The following is an 11,088-nucleotide window of genomic DNA, read 5'->3' on the forward strand; positions in this document are numbered from 1 at the left end:
GCACTCGCTCACCCCAGTCACATAGTTATCTATGCTCCCGGGGATTCACTCCCTTGCCGTCGCGATGCATCTTGAAATCCATAGGGTATATAAGTACTGAAACTGTTTCGAATGAATATATGAGTCAGCGGTAAAGTTATAAAATGACAAAAAAGAATTAATTGTTCTGTAATGGAATATAGGTGATCTCGCCAAAATAGCTTTTCATTATCATCAATCCCACTCAGGAAATACCGGTTTTTTAATTCTCATGTAACCCACATTCTCGCTTCAAACCAAAGAAACGCGTTTGTTCTTCACTCATGCCAGGTTCCCATTTCTGGGTTGTATGGGTATCGCCAACAGAAAGATAACCATGCTCCCATAACGGATGATATTCCAAACCATGCTTTGTCAGATATTGATGCACACTCCGGTTATCCCAGTCGATAATTGGCAGGATCTTAAATACTCCACGCCGTATAGCCAAAACCGGTAATTTTGATCGACTTTCAGATTGCTGACGGCGTAAACCCGCAAACCAACTTTGTGCTTTCAAATTCTTCAAAGCGCGATTCATTGGTTCAACTTTATTAATTTGATTGTAACGTTCTATTCCTTCTACACCTTGTTGCCATAATTTTCCATAACGAGCTTCTTGCCAGGCTGGGGAATATTCAGCACTGAATACTTGCAGATTCAGTTTCAACTGCGTTGTGAGTTTATCTATAAATTGATAAGTTTCAGGGAACAAATAACCGGTATCCGTAAGAATGACAGGAATATCCGGATATTCCTGTGTCACTAAATGAAGACATACCGCCGCCTGAATACCAAAACTGGAGGAAAGAACAAATTCCCCAGGCAAATTTTCCAATGCCCAGTTTACCCGCTGGTGAGCATCCATCATTTCAAGTCGTCGATTGATCTCAGCCAATAATTGCTCTTGCTGTTCAGCAGTCATACCAACAAACCGAGATAAGCTGAATTGGCTCATACCGCCTCCTGCCAATCGTAAAAATCGCGGGCTGAATCCAGTACCGGCTTAATAATATCCGTACGGATCAGGAAATCGCCAAAGCCTTCATTTGGCTGTCGACCTATAGCCCAGCGTCCGATAAGTTCATCCATGATGGATAAGATCTCTTCCGAACTGATATTCTCTTTATACATGCGTGGAATACGGGTACCAATCCGATTGCCGCCAAGATGAAGGTTATAACGATCAAGCGCTTTACCCACCAACCCAACTTCCGCCAACATAGCTCTGCCACAGCCATTCGGACAACCGGTCACCCGTAAAACAATATATTCATCACCAATACCATGTTTATTCATTAACTGTTCAACATAGGTAACAAATTCTGGTAAGAAACGCTCAGCCTCAGCCATTGCCAACGGACAAGTTGGAAAAGAGACGCAGGCCATTGAGTTTTCACGCTGAACAGTGGTTTTATCATCAATCAACCCATATTCACGGACGATAGTTTCAATGTGTTGTTTATCACTTTCAAGAATACCCGCAATGATTAAGTTCTGATTGGCAGTCAGACGAAAATCCCCTTTGTGAATCTTTGCAATTTCAGCAATGCCACTTTTCAACGGTCTGCCGGGATAGTCCAAAAGGCGACCATTTTCAATAAACAGTGTCAAATGCCATTTATCATCGATCCCTTTTAACCAACCGATTTGATCACCACGACCAGTAAATTCATAAGGACGAATTGCTTCAAATTTCACTCCAGCGCGTTTCTCCACCTCTCCTTTAAAAATGTCTACACCTACTCGTTCCAACGTATATTTGGTTTTGGCATTTTTACGCTCAGTCCGGTTACCCCAATCACGCTGAGTTGTTACCACAGCTTCAGCAACCGCCAATGTATGCTCAAGCGGAATATAACCAAATTCACTCGCCAAACGTGGATAGGTATTTTTATCACCGTGAGTCATTGCCAAACCACCACCTACCAGCACATTAAAACCAACCAACTTGCCACCTTCTGAAATGGCAATGAAGTTCAGATCGTTGGCATGTAGATCAACATCATTCTGTGGAGGAATAACTACCGTAGTTTTGAATTTACGCGGTAAATAAGTAGGCCCAAGAATCGGCTCTTCATCGGTTGTCGCGACCTTTTCTTTATCCAACCACAGTTCAGCATAAGCGCGAGTACGTGGCAGCAAGTGTTCTGATATTCTCTTCGCCCATTCGTAGGCTTGCTGATGCAACTCCGATTGAATAGGATTCGAGGTACAAAGCACATTTCGGTTAACATCATTCGCCGTCGCAAGCGAATCCAAACCAACTTGGTTCAACAACTGATGAGCAGGTTTTACATTCCCTTTCAGAATGCCATGAAATTGAAATGTCTGACGGTTAGTCAACCGGATACTCCCATAAATCGTGTTTTCTGCTGCAAATTTATCAATCCCAAACCATTGCTGTGGCGTAATGACGCCACCCGGCAGACGACAACGCAACATCATTGCATGACGAGGTTCTAGCTTTTGCTCCGCTCGTTCGGCACGAATATCACGATCATCCTGCTGATACATGCCATGAAAACGAATCAACAGGAAATTGTCCCCTTCAAAACCTCCCGTCAAGCCATTCGTTAAATCTTCGCTGATCGTACCTCGCAAGAAGTTGCTCTCTCGCTTCATACGCTCACTGTCAGCCAGTTTACCTTCGACAATCAAAGGACCATGTTGTTTATTGTTCATTAATACACATCTCTCTGATAACGGCGCTCAAGACGCAGTTCACTTAAGAATTCATCTGCCTGTTCGATATCCATGCCACCATGCTTAGAAATAATATCCAGCAATGTATGCTCTACATCTTTCGCCATGCGGTTTGCGTCACCGCACACATACAGATGTGCACCTTCCTTTATCCAGCGCCATACTTCTTCACCCTGCTCACACAGTTTGTCTTGTACATAAATTTTATGCTGCTGATCGCGGGACCATGCCAGATCAATACGGGTTAACAGGCCATCTTTCACATAACGCTGCCACTCCACTTGATAAAGAAAATCTTCAGTAAAATGTGGATTACCAAAGAACAGCCAATTTTTCCCTTCAGCACCATCAGCTTCTCTTTGCTGCATAAATGCCCGGAATGGTGCAATTCCTGTTCCCGGACCAATCATAATGACAGGAGTTTGTGGATCGGGCGGCAAACGAAAATTATCGTTATGCTCAATAAAAATACGAATATCATCCTCTTCCGATAAACGATCAGCCAAGTAGCCGGACGCACCGCCAGTACGAGCTCGCCCATCAATTTCATAACGAACAACACCCACTGTAATATGAATTTCATTTTCCACTTCAGCCTGAGAAGAAGAAATTGAATAGAGCCTCGGTGTCAAAGGTCGCAATAAATCGATAAATTGCTGTGCTTCGGGCTGGGAAGCCGCTTCTCTTATCATATCGGCGATAGGTTTATTATTAGCGTATTGCTGTAATGCCTGCTTATCAGCAATTAAGGAAAGTAACTTCTCATCTTTCGCCAGAACAGCGTATTTTTCTACAATCACACTGGTATTTTGAGTAAGCTCAACATGGCTGAGCAGTGCTTCCCTTAGTGATAATTTCTGACCATTAACTTCAACTTGTTCCGTTCCTTTCAACCAAAGCAAATTCAACACTTCATCCACCAACTCCGGATCATTTTCAAACCAGACACCCAGAGCATCACCTGGCTGATAACGCAAACCTGAATCACCCAGATCAATTTCAATATGGCGAACATCTTTATCAGAACCACGCCCCGTTATTTTCTGACTGGTTGATAAGGTCGCAGTCAATGGTGCCTGTTTAGTATAAGGAGTTGAGAAAACTTCATTTACTGAGCCACTCTGTGTAGAAACAATCACAGTATCTGTCTGAGCAGGAATACGCTGTTTCAAGATTTCAGTTAATTGCTTACACCATTGAGTTGCAACTTCCTGATATTCCACATCGCCATCTACACGATCCAGCAACCGTTGAGCACCCAGTTCATTCAGACGGTTATCGAAATCTTTCCCTGCCTGACAGAATTTCTCATAAGAAGTATCACCCAGACTAAAAACTGCAAATACAGTATTACTCAGCTTTGGTGCTTTTTTAGAATGAAGATATTTATATAGTGCAACCGCTTCTTCAGCAGGTTCTCCTTCTCCTTGAGTAGAAGCAATAATTATCAATATCTTCTCTTGAGCAATTTGCTTAAATTTATAATCACCGGCGTTGACCAGATTAACCTTGAGTTTTTCTGCCAGCAAAGCATCACTCAGTTTCTCAGCGAGGCGACGAGCATTACCTGTCTGTGAGGCTGAAATTAATGTAATCGCCTCCTGTACCGGGGACGCCGAAATCACAGCCTGAGACTGCGGTTGTTGATTCACCATTCCCCACAAATAACCAGACAACCAAGCTAACTGATTTGGCGAAAAATCCCCAACTGCCGATTGCAAACGCGCTAGCTGTTCAGGTGAAACAGGAAGAAGTGAAATTGAAGGTGGTTTTATGCTCATTGTCCTGTGCTGCCCTTTACGATTACCAATATCCGTTATTTTTAGTAAAGAAAATAAATAGGGATGGTTTGTAAGGTTATCTCAGCGACTTGTCACTAATTAAAGAAACTATCGCAATATCAAATAACCAAAACGCCTAACCATATTTACAGATTTAATATATCTATAAAACAGTTAATAAGAGCAATTGCAAAAAAAGGAAAAAATCAGGTTTAATTCAGAAGATCGGGTAGAATAGCGGTTTTTTTTAAGTCAGGGAGAACCACTATGAGCACAACGATTTTTAAAGACTTTCAGTTTGAAGCCGCCCACCGTCTGCCACATGTTCCAGAAGGCCATAAATGCGGGCGCCTACATGGGCACTCGTTTATGGTACGGCTGGAAATTACTGGAGAGGTAGATCCTCATAGTGGCTGGATTATGGATTTTGCTGATCTAAAAGCTATTTTCAAACCTGTTTGGGAACAGTTAGATCACCAGTACCTAAATGATATCCCAGGGCTAGAAAACCCAACCAGCGAAGTACTGGCAGCCTGGATTTGGGATAAAGTTAAACCCAAAGTTCCACAACTAAGCGCTGTTATGGTGAAAGAAACCTGTAACGCAGGCTGCATTTTCCGCAGAAAATAAAATAAGTTACTGCACCAGGGAACCTCCAGTGCAGTAATCTCTTCTCAAGCAATATTCAGATATTTGTGTGTTTGCATAGAAAGCCGCCAATTGCGTGCAATACAAGTTTCAATACATAAACGGGTAGCGTCTTCTTTCTGGCTTATCGGTTGCAATGCAATAATACGCGATGAGTTGTTATCTAATGTCGCCAATAACTCGTCCAATGCCTCAATATCTCTTTCCCGTGCAACCGGATGTTTTATTTCATTGGCTCTTTGCAAAGCTTGTTGCAAGACCTGATAACCACCACGCATTTTAACTTTTGGTGAAACAGTCACCCAAGTAGCAGCAGAGCATTTAACGTGATATGTACCACTGGTTTCTATCTGACATTGATAGCCAAGATTTTCTAATTCTTCAGTCAAAGGAATAAGATTATAAATACAAGGCTCACCACCAGTAATCACAACATGACGTGCGGTATATCCCTGTTGAACAAAAAGTGTCGCAATTTGTTTAGGTGATGCTTCACCCCATTCATCACTTTCATTCATCTTCAGTAAGATTGTCTCTAACATCCGTTGTTTTTCGGCTTTTTTCTCCCAAGTGTGCTTAGTATCACACCAGCCACAACCGACCGGACACCCTTGCAGACGAATAAAAATTGCTGGGACTCCCGTGAAAAAACCTTCTCCCTGCAATGTCTGAAATATTTCGTTAATCGGGTAAAACATAAAAATCTCTAGTTTCATTAGGTAAGAGCGCATTATTGCAGATATCTATCCCGCGAACATCAATCTTTATGGTAAGGTACAGGGTTTGCTTCGCTTGGCTAACATGCAACTCGTCGGGGCATTGTGTGCTTAAAATATATCTAGCACTAAGAAAGTGACAGGAATAAATAATGCAGAATAATGAAACTCAGCTGAAACGGGGCCTAACCGGGCGGCATATCCGCTTTATGGCACTAGGCTCCGCAATAGGCACAGGGCTGTTCTATGGCTCCGCAGCTGCTATCCAGCAAGCTGGCCCAGCCGTATTACTTGCTTATTTAATCGGCGGTGCCGCCGTATTTATGGTGATGCGTGCATTAGGTGAAATGGCTGTTCACCATCCAGTAGCCGGCTCTTTTTCACACTATGCTAGCCATTATCTCGGTCCTTTGGCCGGATTTCTTACCGGATGGAATTATATATTCGAAATGTTAATCGTCTGCCTAGCTGACGTTACTGCATTTGGTTTTTATATGAAACTTTGGTTCCCTCATGTGGAACAATGGATCTGGGTGCTGAGCATTGTCTGCTTCATTGGTGCAATTAACCTTTGCCATGTGAAAATTTTTGGTGAAATGGAATTCTGGCTTTCTATTGTGAAAGTCACCGCAATTATTGCTATGATTGTTGGTGGGATAGCCATTATGATATATGGATTCGGCCAACAAACAGACCACGTAACTGGCATTTCGAGCTTATGGGAATATGGCGGTTTTATGCCTAATGGCATTAGTGGTGTAATAGCTTCACTCGCTATTGTAATGTTTGCTTTTGGTGGTATTGAAGTCATTGGCATTACAGCCAGCGAAGCCAAAAATCCCGAAAAAACTATTCCAAAAGCAATCAACGCTGTTCCTTTCCGTATCCTGTTATTCTACGTATTAACCTTGTTTATTCTTATGTGTATTTATCCGTGGAATCAGATCGGCCAAGAAGGTAGCCCATTCGTACAGATTTTTTCTAGCCTGGGCATTAATTCCGCTGCAAATATTCTTAATATCGTAGTTATTACTGCCGCAGTTTCGGCGATTAACAGCGATATTTTTGGTGCCGGTCGTATGATGTATGGTATGGCCCAAGAAGGACAAGCACCTAAATCATTCACCAAACTGAGCCGTAATGGTGTGCCATGGATGACAGTTGTCGTCATGTCAATTGTCCTATTGATTGGTGTTATACTCAACTACCTGATCCCAGAAGAAATTTTTATTATCATTGCTTCTATCGCAACATTTGCCACTGTGTGGGTATGGTTGATGATCCTACTTTCTCAGGTTGCTATGCGTCGCAAAATGAGTAAAGAAGAAGTTAAAACGCTAAAATTCCCTGTTCCTATGTGGCCAATAGCTCCAGCATTAACAGTTATCTTTATGGCATTTGTCATTGTATTGCTAGGCTACTTCGAGAAAACCCGCATTGCATTAATTGTGGGAATTATATGGGTATTTTTATTATCAATTACCTATTTCTTGAGTATAAAGAAAAAGAACTCTCAATCCCATTGAGCCAAATAAGTAATTTATACTAATAAATGCCAGATTATTCTGGCATTTATCCTTATATCTCTGCATATTTTTATTGCCAAAATAAAATTCAGTTTTATTTTTACAATATAAAGATTATAAAATATAATAAATAAAATTAAAATATCAATTTAACCTCATGATTTATTACATTATTAAAAAATTGCAATTATTATTCAGCACATTAAATAAAACAAAAATTAAATAAGCAATTGCTATCAATAAAAATCCATTTCATAAAAATATATTCCCAAAATACAAATATTAATAAAAATTTACAATAAGAGGGTTATGATCAGAAGCGTCGGTAGGCATAACAGTAGCATTAGCTACACTTAACTCTCGGTAAAAAATAAAATCCAACGGCCTTCCAAATGCAATTGTTCTACAATCATCAATAAAAGAGACTTCATTGAGATGTAAATATCGGGTAAACCGCTTCAGAGCATTCAAACGTTGTTTACTCCATGCATTAAAATCACCCGCCATAATTACGGGGCCATAATGTAAACGAACATGAGCACCAATATTATTAAGTTGACGACTATATACATCTACACCAAAACTAAAATTTATCGCATGTACATTGATAACCATCAACTGACGATTATCCTGTAAAGGGTAAACAGTGATAAGAGCTGATTTAGATAAACGCAAAAGAGGCTCTTTCTCTCTCAATGGACAACAATAAATAGGATGAGAAGTTGCTAATGTCATCACACCAGAGGGATGCTGTGGCAATACAAATGCAGGAACTTGATCAGCCGTCAGATAATTTGAAGTAACAAACTCAACTAAATCAGGAGTTGTTTGCGCCTCTTGTAATAAAATTAACTGGCTTCCTTTAGTTAGCCCCTTCAAAACTCTTCGCCATGAAGGTCGCTGCTGTTTATAGATATTCCAGACAACGACCCTAAGCCCATTTGTGTCAGTAATTAAAGGCACTCCTACAGGCAATGACTTCCCAAGCTGATGAGCTGACATAGGGAAGACGCGTTCAACAGGCTGTCCAGCAACATATCTTATTGCATAGGTTTTCTTTACCACGAGAAAAACCCCTTTAATGCACAAAGCAACTATTAATACGATCTGATTTTATCAAATATAATAAGATAATTAACCCAAATTCCGCTTAAGCCATCACTGGATAATCGTCTTCTGAGTAGAAACTTTTAAGTGATAGCTTTTTCAATTTAAGGCTGCAAGCAATCACATCCCCTAAAACAGTCAACAGAAATCCTTTTATACTTCGGTGGCGCGAGTGTTCTATTTGACAAATGATTTTTAATTGCCCATTAATTGTTTCAATGATAAAACGCCTTGATAACATTACCTTATCCCATTCAGCTTGCATGTGAGCTTTCATACTTCGGCGCTTTTTAGTAATGAAAGTGATCCCCGTTTTAGCTAAATCGTCAGCCAGTTCCTAACTGAGATAACCTTTATCACCATAAAGAGAACCCGTTAATTTTTTTATTAATTCATGAACAGGTTCCCGCTCATCCACATTACCCGCCGTCACTTTAAGCGCCAGAATTTCCCCCTGATGGTTTATAACCCAGTGTAATTTGAAACCGTAAAACAACCCATTGAGGTTTTTCCTCGTTGCGCTATCCCTTCAAAGTAAGAGTCCGATTACCTCACCTTGACAAAAAAAGCGATTTTAAGCAAAGCGATTCTCAGGCCAGGGCAGCAGCTCATTCAACCGACTGTTCGGCCAGACAGGCAGCCGGCTGAGGACATCACGTAACCAGACCCAGGGTTCATGTCCGTTGGCCTGGGCGGTTTCCAACAGGCTCATTATCATGGCCGCCCGTTGTCCCGCGGGCAGGGAACCCGCAAAAAGCCAGATGGTATGATCCTATATATAATCACTTTAATATCGGTGCATTATTGGAGGTCTTTATGTTACACGATATCCCTTCAGCTTATGTCGGCCTGGATGTTCACAAAGAATCCCTGGCTGTTGCTATCGCCAGCCCGGAACGCGGCGGTGAAATCCGCTTTTATGGCAATATCCCAAACCAACAGCAAAGTATTCAACACTTATTTCTGAAGCTAAGAAAGCAGCATTCATCAATTATGGTCTGTTATGAAGCTGGCCCTTGTGGTTATGGCATTTATCATCAGCTCACCGCCATGCACATTGAATGTCTCGTTATTGCCCCATCACGGATCCCCAAATCACCCACAGACCGGATAAAGAACGATCATCGTGATGCCGTTGGCCTGGCCAGATGATTAGCCCTGACGACCCGACAGTCCAGTTAACAGTACAACGTTAAAACCTGAAGTACCGGGCACGGAATGAGTGATCCTCGTCAAGAACGTAGGTCGGTCAACAACAATCCGATACTCTCAGCCAGAAAGAGGCAAGCTCACGACGAAAACCTTCGTGGGGCACCCCATCCCCGAATAAGAGTCTGTTCAATTCAGGATACAGCCCGGTTACTTCAGGTCCTCTAGCGCCAGTCACTGTTTATAGCGTAGTTGTTTCAAACTGCGCCGGGTTAGTATGGTCGAAATCCTTGGCAAAGGTCATAAGAGTCTTTCGCCCGAGCGCCACACCCCGGACCGCATTCTCCGCCCGGTTGTTGTCTATCGGTATCCGACCATCAGCCAGATAACACACCAGCGCCGGCCAGCGCTTCAGCGTGTAATCTATCGCTTTACGTAACCATATCGACGGGCTCTCGCACCAGAAAGAGCTGTTGCGGTTTCAGCATCGGGCCAGTACCCGCATCACGTCAGGCAACAGCGTCAAGGGACAGGCAACGGCATACCCGTTTGGGGTATGCCGGGTGACGGTGCGCGCGTCGTCAGGCTGGAGTGAAACCGGCAAGATGGCGGGCAGTGTCTGGCTGAGAGGTTGGGGGATGTTGTTACTGTCGGCAATCCAGTCGCGGAAAGAGGAAAAACTCAGCTGATGCTGTTCACAATATTGTTTTCTGGTCAGGCCACTGTGGCGCCATTGGGTCACATGGTGTTGTTTTTGCTCCGGAGTATATCGGCTACGGCTCATGGTGTCAGTCTCCAAATGAAGAGAAGGAAGCGGTAGCGTGCAGGGGCCGGAAGGGAAGAACAAGGTGAGATGACCGGACTCCTACCCTTCAAAGACCTTATGACGGGGAATACGGATGTTATGACAAACACACAGACTCGTGGAATCAAAACAGAAGGGGCGACACTAATAAAACGGGTATAACAGAGCAAGGTGGGAAAATCGTTGTGGTGATATTTCCAAATATGCGCCAGATAAGAATGTTGAAAATCACGGTAATGTGACAGATGAAAGAGGATCAAAATGGTCATGCTTTCACGGGGATACATGCGGCCTTGTCGGCGGCGTAGACGGTATCCGTTATCAAGGCAAACTGCGTCCATTGAGGGATGAAAAAACGACAAAAATTTATCCCCCTTTGGGAACAGCAGCTCATTGAGAATAATCTGCTTAAACGCCATCGTGTGACTTCCTTGTCTCTGAGCGAAGTGATGATTCTCCTCATTTTATTTCACATGAGCCATGACCGTCATTTTAACGCGTTTTATACTGAGCATGTGCAGCAATACCTTAAAACGGATTTTCCGGGCCTGGTTAGCTACAATCGAATGATAACATTGAAGAAAAGAGCCATTATTCCGTTGTGCCCTTTCCTTTCTTCACGCCAACAAAAA

General features: G+C 42.6%; 8 protein-coding genes and 6 pseudogenes. 4 read left to right on the forward strand and 10 right to left on the reverse strand.

The features are described from left to right. Positions 1 to 241 precede the first annotated feature (241 nt). From BO26_RS14995 to cysJ, 3 genes are read right to left on the reverse strand one after another with little or no spacing between them, the layout of a single operon-like run. Positions 242 to 976 carry a phosphoadenylyl-sulfate reductase gene (locus BO26_RS14995; RefSeq protein WP_036772742.1) on the reverse strand — a complete coding sequence of 245 codons (735 nt, stop codon included), beginning with the start codon at positions 974 to 976 and terminating at the stop codon, positions 242 to 244. Further along, on the reverse strand, positions 973 to 2,703 hold the full coding sequence (gene cysI / locus BO26_RS15000; protein WP_036772745.1) for an assimilatory sulfite reductase (NADPH) hemoprotein subunit: 1,731 nt from the start codon (positions 2,701 to 2,703) through the stop codon (positions 973 to 975). The genes BO26_RS14995 and cysI overlap by 4 nt, the downstream gene beginning before the upstream one ends. Beyond that, a complete protein-coding gene (gene cysJ, locus BO26_RS15005; RefSeq protein ID WP_036772746.1) occupies positions 2,703 to 4,505 on the reverse strand; it encodes an NADPH-dependent assimilatory sulfite reductase flavoprotein subunit in 1,803 nt (600 codons plus the stop codon). The genes cysI and cysJ overlap by 1 nt, the downstream gene beginning before the upstream one ends. Positions 4,506 to 4,772: 267 nt before the next feature. On the opposite strand from cysJ, the gene queD reads away from it, so the two are divergent. Beyond that, the gene (queD, locus tag BO26_RS15010; protein ID WP_036772747.1) at positions 4,773 to 5,135 is read left to right on the forward strand and encodes a 6-carboxytetrahydropterin synthase QueD; all 363 of its coding nucleotides are present in this window, start codon (positions 4,773 to 4,775) and stop codon (positions 5,133 to 5,135) included. A 44-nt stretch (positions 5,136 to 5,179) separates the two neighbouring features. Here queD and queE read toward each other — a convergent pair whose 3' ends face one another. Continuing rightward, positions 5,180 to 5,851: a 7-carboxy-7-deazaguanine synthase QueE gene (gene queE / locus BO26_RS15015; protein ID WP_036772758.1), complete on the reverse strand. Its 672-nt coding sequence runs from the start codon at positions 5,849 to 5,851 to the stop codon at positions 5,180 to 5,182. A gap of 170 nt (positions 5,852 to 6,021) precedes the next feature. Here queE and BO26_RS15020 point away from each other — a divergent pair, with 170 nt between their 5' ends. Beyond that, a complete protein-coding gene (locus BO26_RS15020; RefSeq protein ID WP_036772748.1) occupies positions 6,022 to 7,395 on the forward strand; it encodes an amino acid permease in 1,374 nt (457 codons plus the stop codon). Positions 7,396 to 7,677: 282 nt separating this feature from the next. Here the strand turns inward: BO26_RS15020 and BO26_RS15025 are convergent, their stop codons facing one another. The 3 genes and pseudogenes from BO26_RS15025 to BO26_RS15035 form a co-directional block, all read right to left on the reverse strand. After that, positions 7,678 to 8,460 (reverse strand): endonuclease/exonuclease/phosphatase family protein, encoded by a 783-nt coding sequence (locus BO26_RS15025; RefSeq protein ID WP_036772750.1) that lies wholly within the window; start codon positions 8,458 to 8,460, stop codon positions 7,678 to 7,680. 85 nt (positions 8,461 to 8,545) lie between these two features. Further along, positions 8,546 to 9,036 (reverse strand): annotated as a pseudogene (locus tag BO26_RS15030) (IS982 family transposase); the annotation flags it as partial. 40 nt (positions 9,037 to 9,076) lie between these two features. Next, positions 9,077 to 9,262: pseudogene (locus tag BO26_RS15035) on the reverse strand (transposase domain-containing protein); the annotation flags it as partial. A 56-nt stretch (positions 9,263 to 9,318) separates the two neighbouring features. Between BO26_RS15035 and BO26_RS15040 the strand changes: the two are divergent. Next, a pseudogene (locus tag BO26_RS15040) lies at positions 9,319 to 9,651 on the forward strand (IS110 family transposase); the annotation flags it as partial. Positions 9,652 to 9,952: 301 nt separating this feature from the next. Here the strand turns inward: BO26_RS15040 and BO26_RS22265 are convergent. The 3 genes and pseudogenes from BO26_RS22265 to BO26_RS22795 all read right to left on the reverse strand — a co-directional run. Continuing rightward, positions 9,953 to 10,084 (reverse strand): annotated as a pseudogene (locus BO26_RS22265) (IS66 family transposase); the annotation flags it as partial. 48 nt (positions 10,085 to 10,132) lie between these two features. Then, positions 10,133 to 10,435, reverse strand: a complete 303-nt coding sequence (gene tnpA, locus BO26_RS15045; protein ID WP_036772753.1) for an IS66 family insertion sequence element accessory protein TnpA — start codon at positions 10,433 to 10,435, stop codon at positions 10,133 to 10,135. Positions 10,436 to 10,519: 84 nt separating this feature from the next. After that, positions 10,520 to 10,850, reverse strand: a pseudogene (locus tag BO26_RS22795) (IS982 family transposase); the annotation flags it as partial. Here BO26_RS22795 and BO26_RS24175 point away from each other — a divergent pair. Further along, positions 10,804 to 11,088: pseudogene (locus BO26_RS24175) on the forward strand (IS982 family transposase); the annotation flags it as partial. The pseudogenes BO26_RS22795 and BO26_RS24175 overlap by 47 nt on opposite strands.

Origin of the sequence: Photorhabdus australis DSM 17609, assembly GCF_000711895.1 — a bacterium.
GTDB lineage: Bacteria > Pseudomonadota > Gammaproteobacteria > Enterobacterales > Enterobacteriaceae > Photorhabdus > Photorhabdus australis.